This is a genomic window from Mesorhizobium sp. M1227 (genome assembly GCF_040318315.1).
Classification (GTDB): domain Bacteria; phylum Pseudomonadota; class Alphaproteobacteria; order Rhizobiales; family Rhizobiaceae; genus Mesorhizobium.
This window is the reverse complement of record NZ_JAMYLZ010000001.1, coordinates 540,005-562,491: the sequence shown is the minus strand read 5'-3', so window position 1 is coordinate 562,491 and position 22,487 is coordinate 540,005. Positions and strand designations below refer to the sequence as shown.

Below are 22,487 nucleotides of genomic sequence, written 5' to 3'. Positions count from 1 at the left end.
TTGAGACCTCTTTAACCAAGAACGGCGAAACTGAGAGCCGATCGCGGTACCGGTCATTCATGTAACAAGCGGTTCCGCCGAAGACAAAGAAAAAGGGGCGAAGGCCGATGGGCCGGTGCCGAAAGGAACGAAAGTGTCTGGTTTCGCGTCGCTCCGCCTGACCCTCAGTGCAGCATTCCTCGGCGCTCTCATCCATAGCCCACTGGTGATGGCGCAAAGTGCCGCCGCACCCGCCCAGAGCATCACGCTCGGACCAAGCGGCTTGCCGCTGCCGCGCTTCGTCAGCCTGAAATCCGGCCGCGTCAACTCGCGCGTTGGGCCGGGCGTCAATTATTCCGTCGACTGGATGTATATGAAGCCAGGCCTGCCGATGGAGATCATCCAGGAGTTCGATACGTGGCGCCGTGTGCGTGATGCCGACGGCTCGGAAGGCTGGATCAATCAGTCGCTGCTTTCGGGCCGTCGCACGGCGATCGTCGCCCCCTGGCAGCGCGGCAAGGACGCTCGCGTCAACCTCCTTGACGACCCGGCAAAAGACGCAGGCGTCATCGCGATCCTCGAACCGGGGGTGATGGGCACGATCAAGTCCTGCGATGGCCAGTGGTGCGAAATGACCTTCGACGGCCATACTGGCTGGCTCGCGCAGTCGCTGGTCTGGGGTGCCTATCCCGGCGAAAAGGTCAAGAACTGACTTTCCGAACCGCAGGTCGGGCGGCGCTGCAAGCACCGGATCCGGCATTTGTTTCGCTGATCTTCGGTTCGGGGATGGTTTAGCGGCCGATGCGGCCGAGATGGGTATCCTGGAAACTGCTTGACAGCTTCAAACCATAGCCCAGAGCGCGGTCGATGGCGATGTGGGCGATCCAGATCAGCGCGACAGCTACCGCCATTGCATTGTCAAAGACGCTGCCGACAAGCGCCAGCAGAACGGGGAAGATCAGTATGTGCAAGGCGTTGTAGGCGACGGCCCCGACGCGCGGCCCGGCCATGTAACCCAGCATCGACAGGTCGGGCGCCAGAATGAGCACGGCAAACAGCCACCAGGAAACACCGGCGATTGCATAGAAGATAAGAGCCGCCACCGCGACGGCGACCCATTCGAGCCGGAGCGTCAAATCCAGGAATTTCATAAGTGCCGGTCAGTCGCAGCGTTTCGGACGCAGTCTCACCACGATATCGACATTGGCGATCTCCATGCCCTCCGGCGGCTCCGGCAGGTTGGAAACCGTCACCGGGCCGCTGTCAATATCGAAGATCCTGTTTTCGCCCTCGATATAGAAATGATGGTGATCGGAGGTGTTGGTGTCGAAATAAGTCTTCGATCCCTCGACGGCAAGGATGCGCAGAAGACCGGCCTGGGTAAACTGGTGCAGAGCATTGTAGACGGTGGCCAGAGACACCGGCACGCCGGCGGCAAGCGCCTCCTCGTGCAGTTCCTCGGCCGAAAGATGGCGGTCGCCCTTGGCGAAAAGCAGATCGGCCAGCGCGATGCGCTGGCGTGTCGGCCTCAGACCGGCCTCACGAACCCGCTTGTCCACAGCGACATTATCCTTCCGGCAACCCAGATCCATCTATCCGTCGCGCTCACAGTTCCGCCTCAGACAGGTCCAAAATGGCAGAAATTGAGCATCTGCCGAAACTGGACGTGTCCTGACATATATTCTGTCGACCGAATGCGATCAATAGCGCGCATTGACCCGGGCAGACGGGCAGGTTAAGCGCAAACGCCGGTTTCCGGCCTGAAACAGATTGTGTTAGGAAACCACCGACAAGGGCTCCTTTCGCGCGGGACGATCACGGGGACGAGATTGATGGCGGATCCGAAATCCAGCTACGGTTACGAGGAATTGCTTGCCTGCGCCCGCGGCGAGCTGTTCGGACCGGGAAATGCGCAGTTGCCCTATCCGCCGATGCTGATGTTCGACCGCATCACCGAGATCAGCGAGACCGGCGGTGCGTTCGACAAGGGTTTCATCCGCGCGGAATTCGACATCAAGCCGGATTTGTGGTTTTTCGCCTGCCATTTCATCGGTAATCCGATCATGCCGGGATGCCTGGGCCTGGACGCCATGTGGCAGTTGACGGGGTTCTATCTCGGATGGCTCGGTGAACCCGGCAAGGGGATGGCGCTGTCGACCGGTGAGGTGAAGTTCAAAGGCATGGTCACGCCTTCGGTCAAGAAGGTGGAGTATGGCGTCGACTTCAAGCGCGTGATGCGCGGTCGGCTTGTGCTTGGCATCGCCGATGGCTGGCTGAAGGCAGATGGCGAGCCCATATACGCGGCAACGGATCTGAAGGTCGGTCTGTCCAAGCAATCGGCCGCCGTCTGAACGAAGACCCTGCAGTACGACGTCTTGGACGTCTGATGAACGCTGTAGCACTTTAATTTTGCGCATGGTTCCATTCCGGAAATTGATTTCAGGTTCGGGGTCCGCTGGAAGGAGTTGCGAATGAGACGGGTCGTAGTCACAGGTCTCGGCATCGTGTCGTCGATAGGCAACAATGCCAACGAGGTGCAGACCTCGCTGCACGATGCCAGATCCGGCATCAGCTTCTCCGACTCTTTCGCCGAGCATGGCTTCCGTTGCCGGGTGTGGGGTGCGCCGACGCTGGACCCATCGGGCATGATCGACCGTCGCGCCATGCGCTTCCTGTCGCAGGGTGCTGCCTGGAACCATGTCGCAATGGACCAGGCGATCGCAGACGCCGGCCTCGACGAGGCCGACATCACCAATGAGCGCACCGGTATCGTGATGGGCTCCGGCGGACCGTCGACCCGTGCAATCGTCGAGGCGGCCGAGACCACGATCAAAAACGGCAGCCCCAAGCGGATCGGGCCGTTCGCGGTGCCAAAAGCGATGTCGTCGACCGCGTCGGCGACGCTTGCCACCTGGTTCAAGATCCACGGCGTCAACTATTCGATCTCATCGGCCTGCTCGACGTCTGCGCATTGCATCGGCAATGGCTACGAGCTGATTCAGTGGGGCAAGCAGGACATCGTCTTCGCCGGCGGCCATGAGGATCTCGACTGGACGATGTCGGATCTCTTCGATGCCATGGGCGCCATGTCGTCCAAGTTCAACGACAGGGCGTCGGTCGCCTCACGCGCCTACGACGTCGATCGCGACGGTTTCGTCATTGCCGGCGGCGCCGGCGTGCTGATTCTTGAAGAGCTCGAGCATGCCAAGGCACGCGGCGCCAAGATCTATGCCGAGATCGTCGGCTATGGCGCGACATCGGACGGCTACGACATGGTGGCGCCGTCGGGCGAAGGCGCGGCGCGCTGCATGAAGCAGGCGCTCGCAACGGTGTCCTCGCCGGTCGACTACATCAATACGCACGGCACCTCGACGCCGGTCGGCGACTCCAAGGAAATGGGCGCCATCCGCGAGGTGTTCGGCGAGAAGATGCCTTTCATCACGTCGACCAAATCGTTAACCGGCCATTCTCTGGGCGCCGCCGGCGTGCAGGAATCGATCTACTCGATCCTGATGATGCAAGGCGGCTTCATCGGCGAGAGCGCCCACATTGAGAACCTCGATCCGGAATTCGAGGGCATGCCGATCGTGCGCAAGCGCATCGACGATGCAAGGATCGACACCGTTTTGTCCAATTCGTTCGGTTTCGGTGGCACCAACGCAACGCTGATTTTCCAGCGCTATTCCGCATAAGGATTTGCCGACCATGGACGGATTGATGAAGGGCAAGCGCGGGCTTGTCATGGGTGTTGCCAACGATCATTCGATCGCCTGGGGTATCGCCCGCAAACTGTCCGAACATGGCGCGGACCTCGCCTTCACCTATCAGGGCGAGGCCTTCGGGCGCCGGGTCAAGCCGCTCGCCGAGAAATTGGGCGCATCCCTGGTGGTGCCTTGCGACGTCGAGGACAGCGTGTCGGTCGCCGCGACTTTCGAGACTTTGGGGAAGGCATGGGGCGGGCTGGATTTCGTCGTCCATGCCATCGGCTTTTCCGACAAGAACGAGCTGAAAGGCCTCTACGCCGACACGAGCCGCGACAACTTCATCCGCACAATGGTGATCTCCTGCTACTCCTTCACCGAGATCGCCCGTCACGCCGCCACATTGATGAAGGACAGCGGTTCGATGATCACGCTGACCTATGCCGGTTCGGTCCGTGTCATGCCGAACTACAACGTTATGGGTGTCGCCAAGGCGGGGCTGGAGGCCAGCGTCCGCTATCTCGCCAACGACTACGGCCCGCGCGGCATCAGGGTGAACGGCATATCGGCGGGACCGGTACGGACGCTTGCGGGCGCCGGGATTTCCGACGCACGCCACATGTTCTCCTACCAGCAGCGCAACTCGCCGCTACGCCGTACAGTAACGATCGATGAAGTCGGCGGCTCCGCGCTCTATTTGCTGTCCGACCTGTCCTCCGGCGTCACCGGCGAAATCCATTATGTCGATTCCGGCTATCACATCGTTTCCATGCCGACGCTTGACGAATTGAAGCAGACCGACGGCGGGCGGGAATAGCGCGAGCGACGTATCGCCGGCTTGCCCCGCAGGATTTCAGCGTCGCGCCGATAAGACCTTGAACATGCCGTCGCGGGCGAGCTCCGCATGGCTGGAGAAGGCGGCCGCCAGCACCGGTTCGTAGGGAAGCTGGCGGTTTGCCACCATGAACAGCCGGCCGCCGGGCTTCAGCGCCTTGCCTGCCGCGCGGATCATGCCGGCACCGATTTCCGGCTCAGTCGCCCGGCTGCGGTGAAAGGGCGGGTTCATGACGACCACGTCGTAGCGGCGCTCGACCGGTTCGCTCAACAGATCTATCCAGAAGAAACGTGGCTCCACGCCTATGTTGCCGACATTGGCCTTGGCCGCCTCCAGCGCCTCGAAGTCCGCTTCGTAAAGGTCAAGCGCCGATATGCCGGGTGAGCGGGCGGCGACTTCGGCGGCGACATAGCCCCAACCGGCACAGAAGTCCGCAACGCTGCCACGCAGATCGTTGGGCAGATTTTCGACTAGCAGCTTCGATCCGGCATCGATCTTGTCGAAGGAAAACATGCCTGGGGCCGTGCGGAAGCGGTCCTCGACCACCAAGTCCGGATTGGCGGCGCGAAGCGTTGCCGCGGCAACGGTATCGGCCGGCCGGCGAAACCAGAAGGCAATGCCGTGATGCTTCGGCAGGTGGCCTTCGAGCGGCACAAGGGCGCCGACATGCTTGCGCAGGCTGGCGATTCCATCGTCCTTGCTGCCGGCGACGACGATCAACCCGCCTGGTGCTGCGCGTTCGACCGCTTCGGCAACGCGCAACTCGTTTTGGCCGCGATGGCGGCCAGCGAGCACAAATGCCGCGTCGAAAGCCTCGCCTTCGACCTGCGGCGTGACCGCGAAGCCGGACGCCTGCAAGGCGCGAAAGTGCGGCCTGAAGCCTTGGACAAGATGAAGCTTGGCATCAAAACTTTCGGGCAAGCGAAAGCCGGGCTCGGCACCGAGAAAGAGTATGCGTTCATCCTTTCGTGGCAGGGAGACAGCACCGGCCTCGAACGGATGGAAAAGCGTTTTCAGCGGCTCGGCGGACATTCACCACTCTTGAACTGCAAGGCTGTTGTTGAAACGCAAACGGGCGCGACCTTCCGGCGCGCCCGCTTCGATTGCATAGTTAGATCAGCTTAGGCGGCGTTTTCTTCGCCTTCGCTCTTCTTGTCGCGCACGATTTCCTTGCCGGTGGCCTGGTCGACGACCTTCATCGACAGGCGGACCTTGCCGCGCTCGTCGAAACCCATCAGCTTGACCCAGACCTTGTCGCCTTCCTTGACCACATCGGAGGTCTTGGCGACGCGGTCATTGGCGAGTTGCGAGATGTGGACGAGGCCGTCACGCGGACCGAAGAAATTGACGAAAGCGCCGAAGTCGGCGGTCTTGACGACCGTGCCTTCGTAGATTTCACCGACTTCCGGCTCGGCGACGATGGTGTGTATCCACTTCTTCGCCGCCTCGATCTCCTTGGCATTGGCCGAGGCGATCTTGACGGTGCCGTCGTCCTCGATGTTGATCTTGGCGCCGGTCTTTTCGACGATCTCGCGGATGACCTTGCCGCCCGAGCCGATCACGTCGCGGATCTTGTCGGTCGGGATGTGCATGACCTCGATGCGCGGCGCGAACTCGCCGAGCTCGGCACGTGCGCCGGACAGCGCGTGGGCCATTTCGCCGAGAATGTACTGACGGCCATCCTTGGCCTGGTCGAGGGCGATCTTCATGATCTCCTCGGTGATGCCCTCGATCTTGATGTCCATCTGCAGCGAGGTGATGCCGTAGGCGGTGCCGGCAACCTTGAAGTCCATGTCGCCGAGGTGGTCCTCGTCGCCAAGGATGTCGGAGAGCACGGCGAAGCGCTCGCCTTCCTTGATCAGGCCCATCGCAATGCCGGCGACCGGCTTGGCAAGCGGCACGCCCGCGTCCATCAGAGCCAGCGAGGTGCCGCAGACGGTAGCCATCGACGACGAGCCGTTGGACTCGGTGATCTCCGAAACGACGCGCAACGTATAGGGGAACTGGTCGGCGGTCGGCAGCATCGGCCGGATGGCGCGCCAGGCGAGCTTGCCATGGCCGATTTCGCGGCGGCCCGGCGAACCCATGCGGCCGGTTTCACCGACCGAATAGGGAGGGAAGTTGTAGTGCAGGAGGAACTTCTCCTTGTACATGCCGGTCAACGAATCGACATACTGCTCGTCCTCGCCGGTGCCGAGCGTGGCGACGACCAGCGCCTGGGTCTCGCCGCGAGTGAACAGCGCCGAGCCGTGCGTGCGCGGCAGGACGCCGACTTCCGAGACGATCTTGCGGACCGTCTTCAGGTCGCGGCCGTCGATGCGCGAGCCGGTGTCGAGGATGGTCCAGCGCACGACCTTGGCCTGGAGCTCCTTGAACACGGTGCCGATCTGTTCGGACGTGTATTTGGCCTCTTCGCCTTCTGCCGGCGCGAACGCGGCCTTGACCTTCGCCTTGACGGCGTCGACGGCGGCATAGCGCTTCTGCTTGTCGGTGATCTTGTAGGCGTCGCGAAGCTCGCCTTCGACGATCTTGAGCATCTCGGCTTCAAGTGCGGAATAGTCCGGCGCGTTGAAGTCGCGCGGGTCCTTTGCCGCGACTTCAGCCAGCTTGATGATCGCGTCGATCACCGGCTGGAAGCCCCTGTGGCCGAACATGACGGCGCCGAGCATAAGGTCCTCGCCGAGTTCCTTGGCTTCGGACTCGACCATCAGCACGGCGTCGGCGGTGCCGGCGACGACTAGGTCGAGCTTCGATTCCTGCATCTCGTCGACATGCGGGTTGAGCACGTATTCGCCGTTGATGTAGCCGACGCGGGCGCCGCCAACCGGACCCATGAACGGCACGCCGGACAAGGTCAGGGCGGCGGAGGTGGCGACGATCGACAGGATGTCCGGGTCATTTTCGAGATCGTGCTGGACGACGGTGACGACGATCTGGGTGTCGTTCTTGTAGCCTTCGGCGAAGAGCGGCCGGATCGGGCGGTCGATCAGGCGGGAAACCAGCGTTTCCTTCTCGCTCGGACGGCCTTCACGCTTGAAATAGCCACCCGGGATCTTGCCGGCGGCGTAAGTCTTCTCCTGGTAGTTGACCGTCAGCGGGAAGAAATCGAGGCCGGGTTTCGGCTCTTTCATCGAGACTACGGTGGCGAGAACCTTGGTTTCGCCGTAGGTGGCCAGCACCGCGCCATCAGCCTGACGCGCGATCTTGCCGGTTTCGAGAATGAGCGGACGGCCGCCCCATTCGATTTCGACTTTGTGGTAATTGAACATGTCTTGTCCTTCGTATGCGGAAAGGGCCGCGCCGTTTCAGCGTGCGCGGATGCCCTTTCCCTTGGCTTCCTTTCTCGGGCAGCCACGGGCAAGACAACGGGAGGCTCGGCTTATTCGGCGCGGTGCCGCACGAGCGTCCTGCAATCCTGCCCCATGACCGTCCATGGGCGGTTTCGAGTAGCCCTCTGCTGTTTCGAAACCGGGTTGGCCAATCGATCCGACTGGCCTTGCGCGTGAACCCGAAAACCAGGTTTTCGGAAAGTATCCTGCGCAAATCTAAACTTCAGAGCGTCCTTTGCGCGTCCAAACCGGTGCGCGGCGCTCTGCTTTCTTCATTGGAGCCTTGGATGATCCGATGCTCCAATGCGCGACCGGCGGGCTCTCGAAAGAACCCGCCGGTCAATTCGTCAACGGCGCAGACCGAGCTTCTCGATCAGTGTCTGATAGCGCGCGTCGTCCTTGCGCTTGAGATAATCAAGCAGGCTGCGGCGCTGGGAAACGAGAGCGAGCAGACCACGGCGGGAATGGTTATCCTTCTTGTGGTCCTTGAAATGGTCGGTCAGGTTCTTGATGCGCTCCGAAAGGATGGCCACCTGGACTTCCGGAGACCCGGTATCGCCCTTGGCGGTTGCGAATTCGCCCATCAATTCCTTCTTGCGTTCGGCAGTAATCGACATCGTGTTTTTCCTTGTCTGTTTGAGGAAACGGGACGCCCTCAGCCGGGATGTCGTCCAGCAGGGGCCGGTGCAAGCAACGCGTCAAAGCGCGAAGCTGCGGCGCATATAGTGCAATTCCGACAAAAAGGCCAGCCTAATTCACAAGCCGGCTTTTTGCTGCATAAACGGGCACTTCCGCCTAGTCAGAGCCATTTCTTCCATTTGAAGTACGCAAAGAGCCCGACCGCAACAAGCGCCATGAAGACGAGCGACAGGGGATAGCCGTAATAGGCTTTCAGCTCCGGCATGTTCCAGGGCGAGGTGTCGGGGTCGAAATTCATGCCCCATACGCCGACGAGAAAGGTAAGCGGCATGAAGATCACCGAGACGATCGTCAGATAGCTGATGACGTCGTTGGTGCGCGCCTGGCTGAGCGACAAGTGCATCTCGATCAGGCCGGTCAGCATGTCGCGCTGGGTTTCGACCAGTTCGATCAATCGCAGCGAATGATCGAGCGTGTCGTTCAGAAATATCTTGGTTTCGGCCTTCACATAAGAGACGTCGTTGCGGATCATGGTCGCCAGCGCGTCGCGCATCGGCCAAAGCACGCCCTTCAGCACATTGGCATCGCGCCGCAATTCGTGAAGCTGCCGCATCTGATGCTTGTGTGCCTGGTTCAGCATCTGCTCCTCAATGCTGTCGACCAATTCGCCGGCAGCCTCGATCGGCGGGAAATAGCTGTCGACGATAGCGTCGATCAAAGCATAGGCGAGATAGTCGGCGCCGCGCGAGCGCAAGCGGTTGGGCACCGAGCTTGCGATCCGCTTGCGCACGGGATCAAACGGGTCGCCTTCGCGCTCCTGGAAGGTGACGACGAAGGTCTTGCCGAAGAAGATGGCGATCTGTTCGTAACGGTGCGCGGTGACGTCGTCGATCATCCTGACGACGACAAAGGCGTGGTCCTCGAAGAAATCCACCTTCGGCCGCTGACCGGTGTTGACGACATCTTCCAGCGCAAGCGGATGCAGGTTGAAGATCCGCCCGATCTCCTCGATCAGCTGGATGTTGGCGAGGCCTGTGCAATCGAGCCAGATAACCGGCCAATTGTGGCAATGGGTGTTGACGTCGTCGATGCTGGCATTGTCGATGGTCTTGAACTTTTCGGGCGAGATCAACGTCAGCCTGAGCTCCGAGCGGCGCGCCGCCGGGTCGGCGATCAGCGTGCCCGGCGAAGCCCCGACCGGCGGCCTCCGTGTTTTGAGCGCCGCTCGTTTGTTGACCGTGTCAGCCTTTGCCATGTGCCCCCTCGAGTGCAGCGTCGAACGGCACTACAGCGCAGCGCATCCTTTCGGACGGCAAACGACGCCGTAGGCCTGTTGATTTAGCGCATGATCCTTTCCCAAAATAGAATCCGGTTTGGAGATCATGCGCCGGGCGACAGCTGTTACCCGACAAAGACCCGCTTTGGCTTGAACATGCCTTGCTCGATGGCGCCGATGGCGACCAGCTTGCCGCGCGCGGTGGCGCAGGCCTCCTCAGCTTCTACCGGCGCGTCACGGCCGCGAATGATGACCGGATTGCCGAGGCGGATTTTGGTTGCCGCATCGTCGCTGATCGCAACCTGCGGCAAGCATTCGAGCGCCGCGGCGGTGTCGAGCAGAAGGGCATCGATGGTACCGAAGTCGATCGGCGCGTCTGCTGCTTGCGGCTCGCCCTGCTCGCCGAAGCGGGCGGCCTCCAACTCGGCCAAGGTGACGAAATCTTCCTGCGTGAACGGCTCGACCTCGACCCGCCGCAGCTCGGCGATGTGACCAAAACAGCCAAGGTCGCGCCCCATGTCGCGCGCCAGCGAGCGGACATAGGTGCCCTTGCCGCATTCGACCTCGAAGATGGTGCGATCTGCCATGTGCTCGACCAGGTCGAGCCGGCCGATCTCAACCTCGCGTGGCGGAATGTCGATCGTCTCGCCATCGCGGGCAAGGTCGTAGGCGCGCTCGCCGGCGATCTTGATCGCCGAAAATTGCGGCGGCGTCTGCATGATGACGCCGGTATATTTCGAAAGCAGCGCCCGTACGTCGGCTTCCGCCGGACGGCGGTCCGAGCTTTTGGTCGCCGGGCCTTCGAGGTCGTCGGTCGAACGCTCCTCGCCCCAGGCAACCGTGAAGCGGTAGACCTTGGCGCCGTCCTGGACGTATGGCACGGTCTTGGTCGCTTCGCCGAGCGCGATCGGCAGCATGCCGGACGCCAGCGGGTCGAGCGTGCCGGCATGGCCGGCCTTTTCCGCCTGGAACAGCCATTTGATCTTGGCGACGGCTTCAGTCGAGCCCATGCCGACCGGCTTGTCCAGTACCAGCCAGCCCGAGATCGGCCGGCCCTTCTTCTTGCCGCGACGCGCCACTATTCGCTGTCCTTCCGGTCGTCTTTGTCTTTGTCGTCGGCGCTGAGATCGCGCGCCACTTCGGGCGAGTGCAGCAATTCGTTGATCTTCTGGAAATTGTCGTAGCTGGTGTCGAGCCGGAAGCGGAATTCCGGCATGTACTTCATCTGCCGCAGCGCGCCGGAGACACGGCCGCGGACGAACTTCGCATGCTTGTTGAGCGCTTCGACCACCACGCCGGCATCCTTGGCGCCAAGCGGCGAGACGAAGGCGGTGGCGATCTTCAGATCGGGCGACATGCGCACTTCCGAGACCGACACCACGGCATTCTCGATCAACGGATCGAGGATCTCGCCACGTTGCAAGGTTTCCGACAGAGCATGGCGCACCTGCTCGCCGACGCGAAGCATACGCTGGGATGGGCCAGCCGATGGTGGTCTTGGCATGAAAATTCTTCCTTCGCGCGGGTTCGAACCGCCTCAAACCGCTGACTTAACGCCGTTGGGCAGGTTTGGCTACCCTGGGCAACTGACCTTAATAGGTCTTCGTTCTACGACCGAGCCTGAGTTGCCCAGATTTTTATTTTCTCGAGCGCATCGGCGGGAACGACATCCCTTGGGATAAAAACGAAACGGGTACCGTTATCTATGAGGAAAAACAGGTAGTCGTTGCTCAGTTGCACCCGTTCTATCCTTCGATTCTTTATCGAGTTCTCGTCCAAAAACTGAATAATATACCCATCGAAGATCTTTACCGGTTCGGTGATATTGCCAATTTTCTTATTATTTACTTTCCTTTTAAAGAAACCAAAAAAACTACGAGCTACTATAATATATATAGTCCCCATCGCAATTGGGGTGAGAACGTAAATTGTCTCACTGGAGACCACGCCCTTTGAAAGGTACTCCAGCAGAGCGACGGCCAACGCAGATCTCCAGATAATCAAAAGAACTGAGGCTATCAAAATCAGCCAAGCAAGACCTGTGAGAATCCAACGCCTGGATCGACCATACCGCAGGTCGGAAAACGAACGCGCAGCACGTTTAAGCTGCGTATCATTTGTTTGGAAGGTATATTCCCATAGAGGGAACATACCTTCCAGATTTGAAGCGTCCTGGCCCATATCGGTGCCAAGCGCTTTACAGCGTCCTGGTCACCATCTCGACGCGGAAGCACTCGATGACGTCGCCGACGCGCATGTCCTCGTAGTTCTGGAAGGCCATGCCGCATTCCTGGCCGCCCGGAACTTCCGAAACCTCGTCCTTGAAGCGCTTCAGGGTCTTCAGCGTGCCTTCGTGGATGACGACGTTGTCGCGGATCAGGCGGACGCCCGCACCACGCTCGACCTTGCCTTCGGTGACACGGCAGCCGGCGATCTTGCCGACCTTGGTGATGTCGAAGATCTCGAGGATCTCGGCATTGCCGATGAAGGTCTCGCGACGCTCCGGCGAGAGCAGGCCGGAGAGCGCCGCTTTCACATCATCGACCAGATTGTAGATGATCGAATAGTAGCGGATCTCGATGCCTGCCGCAGCCGCGGCTGCGCGGGCCTGCGCATTGGCGCGAACGTTGAAGCCGATGATCGCAGCCCCCGAAGTTTCCGCCAGCGACACGTCGCTTTCGGTAATGCCGCCAGCCCCCGCATGGACGATGCGGGCGCGCACCTCGTCGGTGCCGAGATTGTCGAGCGCGGCGTTGATCGCCTCGATCGAGCCCTGCACGTCGCCCTTGATGACCAGCGGGAATTCCTTCAATCCGCTGGTCTGCAACTGCGACATCATCTGTTCAAGCGAGCCGCGCTGGCCGGCATGCCTGGCCACCGCCTTCTCACGCGCCAGACGCTGGCGATATTCGGTGATCTCGCGGGCGCGGGCTTCGTTGTTGACCACGGCGAAGCGGTCGCCGGCCTGCGGCGTGCCTTGCAGGCCGAGCACCTCCACCGGCATTGCCGGCGGCGCTTCCTTGACCTGCTCGCCGCGATCATTGACGAGTGCGCGTACCCGGCCCCATTCGTTGCCGGCGACGAGAATGTCGCCCGGCATCAACGTGCCGGTCTGCACCAGCACGGTAGCGACTGGGCCGCGGCCCTTGTCGAGCTGGGCTTCGATGACCACGCCTTCGGCGGTGCGGTCCGGATTGGCCTTCAGGTCGAGGATTTCGGCCTGCAGCAGGATCGCTTCGAGCAACTTGTCGAGATTGATGCCCTTGGTCGCCGACACCTCGACATCCAGCACCTCACCGCCCATGGATTCGACGAACACCTCGTGGCGCAGCAGTTCCGAACGCACCTTCTGCGGGTCGGCGTCATGCTTGTCGATCTTGTTGATCGCCACAATGATCGGAACGCCGGCCGCCTTGGCGTGATTGATCGATTCGATCGTCTGCGGCATGACGCTGTCGTCGGCTGCCACCACGAGGATGGCGATATCGGTCGCCTGGGCACCGCGGGCACGCATTGCCGTGAAGGCGGCGTGGCCGGGCGTGTCGATGAAGGTAACCTTGTGAGCGTTCTTCTCGACCTGATAGGCGCCGATATGCTGGGTAATGCCGCCGGCCTCGCCGGAGACGACGTTGGCATTGCGGATGGCATCGAGCAACGAGGTCTTGCCGTGATCGACATGACCCATGATCGTTACCACCGGCGGACGCGGCTGCAGGTCCTCGGGACGATCGGCGATGTTGAACAAGCCCTCTTCGATGTCGGACTCGGCGACGCGGCGGACCGTGTGGCCAAATTCGGTGGCGACGAGTTCGGCCGTGTCGGCGTCGATGACGTCACCAGGCTTCAGGATCTGGCCCTGCTTCATGAAGAACTTGACCACGTCGACAGCGCGCTCGGACATGCGCTGCGCCAGCTCCTGGATGGTGATGGTTTCGGGCAGGATCACTTCACGCATGACTTTCTCGCGTGGCTCGTTATGCAACGCGCGCTTGAATTTCTCCTGACGGCGGCGCATCGACGAGAGCGAGCGGGCGCGCGCATCCTCGTCGGAAAGCGCCGAATTCAGAGTCAGCTTGCCGCGGCGGCGGTCTTCCTCGCCCTTGGTCGGTTTGGCCGGACGCGCCACTTCCGGCGTAACCAGACGGCGCACTGGTGCGCCGGCACCGGTCCGCTTCGGTTTGACCTCTTCCTCGTCATCGACTGTTGCCAGTTCGGCGGCGAGCGGCGCACGGCGGCGCGCCTCTTCCTCGGCACGGCGGCGGGATTCGGCCTCGGCTTGCAGCCGTGCCTCTTCCTCGGCCTGACGGCGAGCCGATTCCTCGCGCTCGCGGCGGCGGCGCTCTTCGTCCTCGCTGCGGCGCTTGGCTTCCTCGATGGCGCGCTGGCGATCCTCGACATCGCGGACCTTCGAGCCCTCGAGAGCCCGGCGGCGTGCTTCCATTTCCTGGCGCGACAACTCGTTCAGCACCATGCCGCCGCGTTCGACCGGCGGCGGAGGGGGAGGCGCCTTGGGAGCTTCCTGCACGGCAGGCGCTGCCGCGACCGGCTTCGGCGTGAAGACGGACACAGGCGCTGCCGCCGGCTCCGGCTTGTCGCCGGGCAGCGAGAACTTGCGCTTCTTGGTCTCGACGACCACCGACTTGGTGCGGCCGTGCGAGAAGTTCTGGCGCACCGTGCCCTGTTCCATACCGGGGCGCTTCAGCGTCAAGGTCTTCTTCGGCGTAACACTCAGCGTCTTGTCGTCGCCCGATTTCGTATCGCTCATTCCATATCCTCTGCGGCATCATCTTCGTCAGCAACGGCCGCAAGCATTGCCAGATCGTCCGGGGAACCGCCCCGATATCGGTCGAGCGCAACCATGCGCTTCTGGACCGCCCTGCCCGCGTCTCCCGCGAGAACGGCAGCATGTATCACATTTGTACCCCCCAATGCCAAGCTCAACTCGGCCTCGGAGAAAAGTTTGTAAGCGCGGATCGCAGGCCCGCCAAGGTGGACGGTTGCCCGTCGCGCCTGGCTTATCTTGCGGACGCCATCGTCGGAAGCCTCGGTCGCGTGGAGCACGAAAAGTGCAAGTCCGCCGCGCACGGCGCTCTCGACCTTGGTCGCTCCGAGCGCTATGGCGCCCGCCTTGCGGGCCAGGCCAAGCATGCCCAGAGCGGACCTGGAAAGTAGCGCGTCGACCATGCCGCCAAGATCGGCCGGCACGCTCACCTGCGCCTTAAAAGCACGGGCAAACAGATTTTTGGCCGCTGCCTTTTCTATATGTAGGCGGTCGGCCGTCACCCAGCAACCGCGGCCGGGCAGGTTTCTCTTGATGTCCGGAACGACGGCCGAACCCGGGCCGACGACGAAACGGATCAGTTCATCCGGTTCGGCTTGCCTGCGGGTGACGATGCAGGTGCGATCGTTCATCTCGTCCAAGGGCGGGTTCGGTGCGATGCGGTTTCACCTCACGCACCGACGGTTTCGTCAGCCGGCACGCCCTCGGCGGCAAGCTCGTCTTCGGTGATCCAGCCAGCCTTCAGGCGAGCGGCCAGGACCATCTGCTCGGCATCGGCGCGTGATACGCCGTGGTTGGCGAGCACACCCGGGAATACCTTCGTCTCGCCGTCCTTGCGTTCCTTCCAACCGGTCAGGTCGTCGGCGGCGTAGCCGGCGAAATCCTCGATCGTCTTCACGCCGTCCTCGCCGAGCGTCACCATCATGGCGGTGGTGATGCCGGGAATCTCGCGCAGCTCGTCCTTGACGCCGAGCGCCTTGCGCTTCTCGTCATGCTCGGCTTCGATCTTCTCCAGATATTCGCGGGCGCGGGTCTGGATTTCCGAAGCCGTGTCCTCGTCGAAGCCGTCGATCGACGCGATTTCGCCGGAGTCGACATACGCGACCTCCTCGACGCTGGTGAAGCCTTCGGAAGCGAGCACCTGGCCGACCATCTCGTCGACGTCGAGGGCTTCCATGAACAGCGACGACCGTTCGACGAATTCCTTCTGGCGGCGTTCGCTCTCTTCCTGCTCGGTCAGGATGTCGATATCCCAGCCGGTGAGCTGCGAGGCAAGACGGACGTTCTGGCCGCGGCGGCCGATGGCCAGCGACAGCTGATCGTCGGGAACGACGACCTCGATGCGCTCGGCATCCTCGTCGAGCACGACCTTGGCGACTTCCGCCGGCTGCAATGCATTGACAATGAAGGACGCCGCCGAAGGCGACCACGGAATGATGTCGATCTTCTCGCCCTGCAATTCACCGACGACCGCCTGGACGCGGCTGCCGCGCATACCGACGCAGGCACCGACCGGATCGATGGAGCTGTCGCGCGAGATGACAGCGATCTTGGCGCGCGAACCCGGATCGCGGGCGACCGACTTGATCTCGATGATGCCGTCGTAGATTTCCGGCACTTCCATGGTGAACAGCTTCGCCATGAACTGCGGATGGGTGCGCGACAGGAAGATCTGCGGGCCGCGCTGTTCGCGGCGCACGTCATAGACATAGGCACGGACGCGATCGCCATACTTGTAGTTTTCGCGCGGAATCAGCTCGTCGCGGCGGATGATCGCTTCGCCGCGGCCGAGATCGACGATGACGTTGCCGTATTCGACGCGCTTGACGGTACCGTTGACGATCTCGCCGATACGGTCCTTGTATTCGTCGTATTGCCGGTCGCGCTCGGCCTCGCGCACCTTCTGCACGATGACCTGCTTGGCGGACTGGGCGGCGATGCGGCCAAAATCCATCGGCGGTAGCTGTTCTGCAATGAAATCGCCGAGCTGGGCGTCCGGATTGCGCTCGCGCGCCGAGGAAATGGCAATCTGCGTCGCGTAGTCATCGACCTTCTCGACCACTTCCATCAGCCGCTGCAGCTTCATCTCGCCGGTGTTGGCATTGATGTCGGCGCGGATATTGGTTTCCTGGCCGTAGCGCGAGCGCGCGGCCTTCTGGATCGCATCGGCCATGGCGGCGATGACGATCGACTTGTCGATCGACTTTTCACGCGCGACCGCATCGGCGATCTGCAGCAGTTCAAGCCTGTTGGCGCTTACAACCATCTTCTTTCTCCCGAGCTTGTTGCCGACCTTTACGGCCGGCAGCCCAATCACATTTCCTGTTCGGTTTCGTCTTCCGCACCCTCTGGTGCGTCTTCGGGTTCGCCGCGGCGTTTCCTGGCTTCCTTGCGCGCCCGATTGTCCTTCGACAGCGCATCGCGGATAAGGTCGTCGGTCAGAATCAGCCGCGCTTCGGCAATCGCATCGTAGGGAACACGTACCGTCGGCTCCTCGCCGTAAGCGGCCTTGTCACGCTCGATCAGCACACCGTCCGCGTCGCTTTCGGCGATCTTGCCCTTGAAGCGCTTACGGTCGGCGACGAGAACCGACGTTTCCATCTTCACCAGATGGCCGGTCCAGGCTGCAAAGTCCGATTTGCGGACCAGCGGCCGGTCGATGCCCGGCGACGACACTTCGAGATGATAAGCCTTCTCGATCGGATCATCGACATCGAGCGCCGGCGATACCGCCCGGCTGACCTCTTCACAATCCTCGACCGTCATGGTGCCGTCCTCGCGCTCGGCCATGATCTGCAGCGTCAGCCCGTTCTGGCCCGACAGGTGCACACGTACCAAGCGGAAGCCAATGGCGCGCAGTACCGGCTGAACGATCAGCGCGATGCGCGCATCGATGCCGCTTTCGCGGATGATGCGGTCGTCGCCTTCGCTTGCCGTCACTGTCATTCGGTCCTGTCACTCGATTTCTGTTGGTCGGCAGGTAATAAAAAAGAGCGGGACCGGGTGGACCCACTCTTCGTCATACCGACCAAGAATTTGAAGCTGATATAGACGATCGTGGTCCTCGTTTCAAGCCCGTCCTGCATGACGGCAAGGCTCCGAGTCCGCAGCACTGCGCCAAATGCATGGCGCCCATGCAGTGATCACCGTTTGAGCACCGGCCACGCACGACTATCTACGTTGCATTGCACAATTGGAGCGCTCACTGCGCTCGATAGGGTCCCATCATGAACAATCGTGGATTTTTTTCAGCCATAGGCAATGTCTTTAGCGTGTTCGGCAGCGCCGTAGCCGCGTCGCGGGCTGTGGAATGCGGTCGCAAGCCGCGTGGGCATGATCTGCGCAATCTCGGCATGGAGCCGGCAGCCTTCAACAAGATCCGTCGCTTCTGAGCCAGGTGGGCGCCGAGAGCCTTCGGCCCGCTCGCCTTGTGCTCAGCTCTAATTTCCCGCTTATTTCCGCACGAAGGTGAGATAGGCGGGCCGTCGGCCTTCGCGAATGGCCTTGGCCTCATAGCGCGTCCCCGGCCAGCCATCATAGGGCCGGTGCCAGTCGGCTGCTTCGCTTGCCTGCCACGTGAAGGCGTCGTGCGCCCGGCAATGCAGGAGCGTCCAGTTCACATAGCTGTCGATATCGGACGCAAAGTGGAACTTTCCGCCGTGCTTCAGGACGCGCGCGAAGCGGTCGAGATTGACCGGGCTGACGAAGCGCCGCTTCCAGTGCTTCTTCTTCGGCCACGGATCCGGATAGAGAAGGTCAATGCCGTCAAGCGAAGCCTGCGGCAGCCAGTCCAGCAGACGTGTGGCGTCGTCGTCATAGACGCGCAGATTGGCAAGCGGCCGCTCCCGGACCGCCATCATCATCTTGGCCATGCCGTTGACGAAAGGCTCGACGCCGATAAAGCCGGTCGCCTGGCTGGCCGTAGCACGGTGCAGAAGATGTTCGCCGCCGCCAAAACCGATTTCGAGCTGGACAGCCGAAACTTCGGCTTCGAAAAGGCTGCGCAAGTCGGCCGGCGGTTCAACCGTCAGATCGAGCCTGTAGACGGCGAAGCCGCTCTCCAGCGCCGCTGCCTGTTGTGGTCGAATGGTCTTGCCGCGCCGGCGACCGAAAAAGGCCTCGGTCGCGCGGCTTGGCCGGTCCTTCGGATCCATAGGCGCCGCGGTTAGGCGGCGACTGCTTCGGCGACCGGTTCGGCGAGAGCGTCCTTGAGCGCCTTGGCGAGGTCGGTCTTCTCCCAGGAGAAGGATCCGTCGCGGCCGGCCTTGCGGCCAAAATGGCCGTAGGACGACGTCTTGGCATAGATCGGCTTGTTGAGATCGAGGTGGCGGCGGATGCCGGACGGCGACAGGTCCATCACGGCGCGCAGTGCACGCTCGAGTTTTGCCTCGTCGACCTTGCCGGTGCCGTGCAGGTCGACGTAGATCGACAGCGGCTGGGCGACACCGATCGCATAGGAAAGCTGGATGGTGCAGCGATCGGCGAGCTTTGCGGCAACCACGTTCTTGGCGAGATAACGCGCCGCATAGGCCGCCGAGCGGTCGACCTTGGTGGTGTCCTTGCCAGAAAAAGCGCCGCCGCCATGAGGCGCAGCCCCGCCATAAGTGTCGACGATGATCTTGCGGCCGGTCAGGCCGGCGTCGCCATCAGGCCCGCCGATGACGAACTTGCCGGTCGGATTGATGTACCAGTTGCAATTGTCGGCAATCTTCAGGTCGCCCAGTGCTTCGCGAATATAGGGCTCGACGACGTTGCGCACCTTCTTCGAATCCCACGTCTCATCGAGATGCTGGGTCGACAGCACGATCTGCGTCACTTCCGCCGCTTTGCCGTCGACATAGCGGACGGTGACCTGGCTCTTGGCATCCGGCCCGAGCCTGCCGGCATCACCGCTGCCTTCATGGCGCGCAGCCGCCAGCAATTCGAGGATCTTGTGGCTGTAATAGATCGGCGCCGGCATCAGGTCCGGAGTTTCGCGGCAGGCATAGCCAAACATGATGCCCTGGTCGCCGGCTCCCTCCTCGCCTTGCCGGTCGGAGGCGTTGTCGACGCCTTGGCCGATATCCGGCGACTGGCCGTGCAGCAGGACCTCGATCTTGGCTGTCTTCCAGTGGAAGCCGGCCTGCTCGTAGCCGATTTCGCGGATCGCCTTGCGAGCGACCGACTTGAACTTGGCCGGGTTGACGATCGGATGGCCGGCCGCATCCTTCAGGACGTTGCCCTCCTTGTCCTTCTTGAGCAGCGTCTCGGGGACGCGCACCTCGCCGGCGATGACAACGCGATTGGTCGTCGCAAGCGTCTCGCAGGCAACGCGGACCTTCCACGGGTCCATGCCGGTCTTTCTGGCTTCGCGATAGACGAGATCGACAATCTCGTCGGAGATGCGGTCGCAGACCTTGTCGGGATGGCCCTCGGCAACGGATTCCGAGGTGAAGAAGTAATTGTGCCGCGTCACGGGTGTCCCCTCTTGAAAAAAATATCGGCAGGCCGCCGATTTTGGCGCGCCAGTTGTTAACGGTGCCGGGCGTCGCTCGTCAAGCCATGCAGCCGTTCTGGCATGAATTTTGACGTTATTATCTTTGCATCCAGAGACGGCGGCAGGGCGCACTGCGATCAGCCCTTGCACCAACAGATAGAGGAAAACGGCTTCGAGGAAGCGAGTCGAGCGAAATCGATCTGCGCTTTAGCGCATCTGCGGAATGAACATCCCTCAATGCGCGCAGCCGCGAGAAATTGCATGCCCAGCTACGACGAGCCCTTCCTTGTTGAACTCTTCACGGGCCAGTCAATCGACTTCGTCGGTGGAAAGCGACTTCACCAGCTCGATGATCTTGCGGCGCACTTTCACATCGGCGATCTTGACGAAGGCGCGATTCAGCTGGAGGCCTTCCGGGCTGCCGCAGAATTCGACGGCGGAGGTCATCGAAGCATCCTCGGCAAATCCACGGTTGCCCACGGGCTCCTGACCGGGCGCATCCTCGAAAAAGAAGGCGACGGGGACGCCGAGTATGGAGGCGATTGCCTGCAAACGGCTGGCGCCGACGCGATTGGTGCCCTTTTCGTACTTTTGGATCTGCTGGAACGTTATGCCGAGGTTTTCACCCAGTTTTTCCTGGCTCATTCCCAGCATATTGCGGCGAAGCCGGATGCGGCTTCCGACGTGGATGTCGATCGGATTCGGCTTTTTCTTGTTTTCTTCTGTCATTTTTTCCTCGCCGAATTTTTCCGGCTTTTTCTATTTTGCTGCCCAAACGACGCCGCGGCCCGTGCCCCAACAGAACGACCTTATCGACTTCGAAAATTTTCAGGCGCTTACAGTATGAGTTTCTAATGTGTCGGCTGTCAATTCGCCCGTAGCCTTTGCCTTACGTTCAAAATGCATGCCGCAACGGCAAGCAAAAACATGATCAGCATTCCGTTAATGCGTCGTTGGCCGGAGGAAACGATGGCTTGGTCGGAGATCGGCACACGCACATCGATCGCGCCGCGTGCATCGATTGCCAGCGCGTCGACGATGCGACCGCGCGGGTCGACAACGGCCGAAATGCCGTTATTAGCCGCGCGCAACAGGGGCACCCCATTCTCCACCGCCCGGATCTGCGCCTGCCTGAAGTGCTGGTACGGCCCCGGCGTGTCGCCGAACCAGGCGTCATTGGTGACGTTCACAATAAGCTCGGCTGACGTTGCGTCAACTGCGACCAGATCGGGAAAGATGACCTCATAGCAAATAAACGGCAGCGCCCGGATACCGCCGGGCAGCGCGATCGGATGCCGCTCATTGCCCGCCGCGAAGGTCATTGGACCGGCAACAAGCTGCTCAAGCCCGAAGCGGCCGAGCAGATCGGCGAAAGGCAGGTATTCGCCGAAGGGTACCAGGTGGACCTTGTCGACGGCATCGACGATTTCGCCCCTTTCGTCGATCGCCACCACAGAGTTGTAGTAACGGCTGCCGGCCGCCGAGCCGCCTTCTTCGCGAACGACGCCGGCGACCAGCATCTGGCCATCGCCAAGCATCTCTCCGATCGCAGGCAGGGCATCCGGACGTTCGGTGAACAGAAACGGCACGGAGGTCTCCGGCCACAGAATCAATTGCGGCCTGTCATGGCCGGGTTCCGGCGCCTTGGCCGAAAGCCCCATCATGGTGGCGAAGATACGGTCACGCACCGAGGTATCCCATTTTTCGGTAAGGTCGACGGCAGGCTGCACGATACGGACGTCAAGGCTGCGGGCGGCCGGCTTTTCGGGGGCGGCGAGCCGGATATAGCCGAAGCCGGCATGGGCGGCGACGAGCACGACAAGCAATGCCGCGCCGAGGCGGAGATGCCGGCGCGCCGCAAGCAGCGCCGGCAGCGCAAAGACGAAGACCGCAAGCGCGTCCATGCCGACCATGCCGGTCACCGAGACGCTCTGCATCAGCAAAGGTACCGGCATCGCCGCATAGCCGACGGCATTCCACGGAAAGCCGGTGAACAGGAAGCCGCGCAGCCATTCCGCCAGCGCAAAGCCGAAGGCGAGCGCGGCGATGCGTCCGATGTCGTTGCTCCACAACAGCCGGGCGACCACGGCGGCGAAACCATAGAAGAAGGCGAGCGCGAGGGGGATGCCGACCACCGCGAACGGCAAGGCCCAGGCAAAGCTGTCGGCCTCGACCAGAAGCGCCGAGCCGACCCACCAGAGACCGGCAAGAAAGTAGCCGAAACCGAACCACCAGCCGATGGCGAAAGCCGGACGCAAGCGCCGCAGAAAACCGTCCGAGGCTTCGCCGGTCGCGCCGTCGAGGAGCCACACCAGCAGGGGAAACGAAACGAAACAGACGGCGAAGAAATCGTACGGCGCCTGGGCAAGAACCGCCAGCGCGCCGGCAAGAAACGCCACCAGCGCGCGCCGCCAGCCCCAAAGCAGAATTATCCGGCCGGCCTGGCGCTCCATCTATGCTTCCGAGTCGTGC

The 22,487-nt window shown here is 61.8% G+C and carries 22 protein-coding genes; 5 read left to right on the top strand and 17 right to left on the bottom strand.

Annotated features, from left to right (window positions below; translation table 11 throughout):
* Positions 1 to 133: 133 nt before the first annotated feature.
* The gene (locus NKH28_RS02595) at positions 134 to 691 is read left to right on the top strand and encodes an SH3 domain-containing protein (RefSeq protein WP_352541270.1); all 558 of its coding nucleotides are present in this window, start codon (positions 134 to 136) and stop codon (positions 689 to 691) included.
* A gap of 79 nt (positions 692 to 770) precedes the next feature.
* Here the strand turns inward: NKH28_RS02595 and NKH28_RS02590 are convergent, their stop codons facing one another.
* Together NKH28_RS02590 and irrA are read right to left on the bottom strand one after the other, a co-directional pair.
* A complete protein-coding gene (locus NKH28_RS02590) occupies positions 771 to 1,130 on the bottom strand; it encodes a DUF4260 domain-containing protein (protein ID WP_352541269.1) in 360 nt (119 codons plus the stop codon).
* Between the two features lie 9 nt (positions 1,131 to 1,139).
* Positions 1,140 to 1,571, bottom strand: coding sequence for an iron response transcriptional regulator IrrA (gene irrA, locus NKH28_RS02585; RefSeq protein ID WP_023676913.1), 432 nt, complete (start codon positions 1,569 to 1,571; stop codon positions 1,140 to 1,142).
* Between the two features lie 240 nt (positions 1,572 to 1,811).
* Between irrA and fabA the strand changes: the two genes are divergently transcribed.
* From fabA to fabI, 3 genes are all read left to right on the top strand, one after another.
* The gene (gene fabA / locus NKH28_RS02580) at positions 1,812 to 2,330 is read left to right on the top strand and encodes a 3-hydroxyacyl-[acyl-carrier-protein] dehydratase FabA (RefSeq protein WP_352541268.1); all 519 of its coding nucleotides are present in this window, start codon (positions 1,812 to 1,814) and stop codon (positions 2,328 to 2,330) included.
* A gap of 120 nt (positions 2,331 to 2,450) precedes the next feature.
* Entirely contained in the window at positions 2,451 to 3,671 is a 1,221-nt protein-coding gene (gene fabB / locus NKH28_RS02575) for a beta-ketoacyl-ACP synthase I (RefSeq protein WP_023676911.1), read from the top strand.
* Between the two features lie 13 nt (positions 3,672 to 3,684).
* Positions 3,685 to 4,497, top strand: a complete 813-nt coding sequence (gene fabI, locus NKH28_RS02570; protein WP_023676910.1) for an enoyl-ACP reductase FabI — start codon at positions 3,685 to 3,687, stop codon at positions 4,495 to 4,497.
* A 36-nt stretch (positions 4,498 to 4,533) separates the two neighbouring features.
* On the opposite strand, the gene NKH28_RS02565 is transcribed toward fabI, so the two are convergent.
* From NKH28_RS02565 to rimP, 11 genes are all read right to left on the bottom strand, one after another.
* The gene (locus tag NKH28_RS02565) at positions 4,534 to 5,547 is read right to left on the bottom strand and encodes a class I SAM-dependent methyltransferase (protein WP_352541267.1); all 1,014 of its coding nucleotides are present in this window, start codon (positions 5,545 to 5,547) and stop codon (positions 4,534 to 4,536) included.
* Positions 5,548 to 5,636: 89 nt separating this feature from the next.
* Complete coding sequence (pnp, locus tag NKH28_RS02560) at positions 5,637 to 7,784, bottom strand: polyribonucleotide nucleotidyltransferase (RefSeq protein WP_352977694.1); 2,148 nt, start codon at positions 7,782 to 7,784, stop codon at positions 5,637 to 5,639.
* Positions 7,785 to 8,191: 407 nt separating this feature from the next.
* Positions 8,192 to 8,503 (bottom strand): 30S ribosomal protein S15, encoded by a 312-nt coding sequence (gene rpsO, locus NKH28_RS02555; RefSeq protein WP_280940423.1) that lies wholly within the window; start codon positions 8,501 to 8,503, stop codon positions 8,192 to 8,194.
* A gap of 140 nt (positions 8,504 to 8,643) precedes the next feature.
* Entirely contained in the window at positions 8,644 to 9,738 is a 1,095-nt protein-coding gene (gene corA / locus NKH28_RS02550) for a magnesium/cobalt transporter CorA (RefSeq protein WP_352977693.1), read from the bottom strand.
* Between the two features lie 146 nt (positions 9,739 to 9,884).
* Positions 9,885 to 10,838, bottom strand: coding sequence for a tRNA pseudouridine(55) synthase TruB (truB, locus tag NKH28_RS02545; RefSeq protein ID WP_352541265.1), 954 nt, complete (start codon positions 10,836 to 10,838; stop codon positions 9,885 to 9,887).
* The gene (gene rbfA / locus NKH28_RS02540; protein WP_352541264.1) at positions 10,838 to 11,263 is read right to left on the bottom strand and encodes a 30S ribosome-binding factor RbfA; all 426 of its coding nucleotides are present in this window, start codon (positions 11,261 to 11,263) and stop codon (positions 10,838 to 10,840) included. The genes truB and rbfA overlap by 1 nt, the downstream gene beginning before the upstream one ends.
* 104 nt (positions 11,264 to 11,367) lie before the next feature.
* Positions 11,368 to 11,940 (bottom strand): hypothetical protein, encoded by a 573-nt coding sequence (locus NKH28_RS02535; protein WP_352977690.1) that lies wholly within the window; start codon positions 11,938 to 11,940, stop codon positions 11,368 to 11,370.
* 16 nt (positions 11,941 to 11,956) lie between these two features.
* Positions 11,957 to 14,524 (bottom strand): translation initiation factor IF-2, encoded by a 2,568-nt coding sequence (gene infB / locus NKH28_RS02530; protein ID WP_352470067.1) that lies wholly within the window; start codon positions 14,522 to 14,524, stop codon positions 11,957 to 11,959.
* Positions 14,521 to 15,171 (bottom strand): RNA-binding protein, encoded by a 651-nt coding sequence (locus NKH28_RS02525; RefSeq protein ID WP_352541262.1) that lies wholly within the window; start codon positions 15,169 to 15,171, stop codon positions 14,521 to 14,523. Before NKH28_RS02525 ends, infB begins: the two co-directional genes overlap by 4 nt.
* A gap of 38 nt (positions 15,172 to 15,209) precedes the next feature.
* Positions 15,210 to 16,805, bottom strand: a complete 1,596-nt coding sequence (gene nusA / locus NKH28_RS02520) for a transcription termination factor NusA (protein ID WP_023676901.1) — start codon at positions 16,803 to 16,805, stop codon at positions 15,210 to 15,212.
* A 47-nt stretch (positions 16,806 to 16,852) separates the two neighbouring features.
* Entirely contained in the window at positions 16,853 to 17,485 is a 633-nt protein-coding gene (gene rimP, locus NKH28_RS02515) for a ribosome maturation factor RimP (protein ID WP_023676900.1), read from the bottom strand.
* 281 nt (positions 17,486 to 17,766) lie between these two features.
* Between rimP and NKH28_RS02510 the strand changes: the two genes are divergently transcribed.
* The gene (locus NKH28_RS02510; protein WP_352977688.1) at positions 17,767 to 17,931 is read left to right on the top strand and encodes a hypothetical protein; all 165 of its coding nucleotides are present in this window, start codon (positions 17,767 to 17,769) and stop codon (positions 17,929 to 17,931) included.
* 60 nt (positions 17,932 to 17,991) lie between these two features.
* Here NKH28_RS02510 and trmB read toward each other — a convergent pair whose 3' ends face one another.
* The 4 genes from trmB to lnt all read right to left on the bottom strand — a co-directional run bounded on the left by trmB (position 17,992) and on the right by lnt (position 22,468).
* Positions 17,992 to 18,693, bottom strand: a complete 702-nt coding sequence (gene trmB / locus NKH28_RS02505; protein WP_352541259.1) for a tRNA (guanine(46)-N(7))-methyltransferase TrmB — start codon at positions 18,691 to 18,693, stop codon at positions 17,992 to 17,994.
* Positions 18,694 to 18,704: 11 nt separating this feature from the next.
* Entirely contained in the window at positions 18,705 to 19,994 is a 1,290-nt protein-coding gene (gene metK, locus NKH28_RS02500; protein ID WP_023676896.1) for a methionine adenosyltransferase, read from the bottom strand.
* Positions 19,995 to 20,324: 330 nt separating this feature from the next.
* Entirely contained in the window at positions 20,325 to 20,744 is a 420-nt protein-coding gene (locus NKH28_RS02495) for a helix-turn-helix domain-containing protein (RefSeq protein ID WP_023676895.1), read from the bottom strand.
* Between the two features lie 137 nt (positions 20,745 to 20,881).
* Entirely contained in the window at positions 20,882 to 22,468 is a 1,587-nt protein-coding gene (gene lnt / locus NKH28_RS02490) for an apolipoprotein N-acyltransferase (RefSeq protein ID WP_352541257.1), read from the bottom strand.
* Positions 22,469 to 22,487 lie beyond the last annotated feature (19 nt).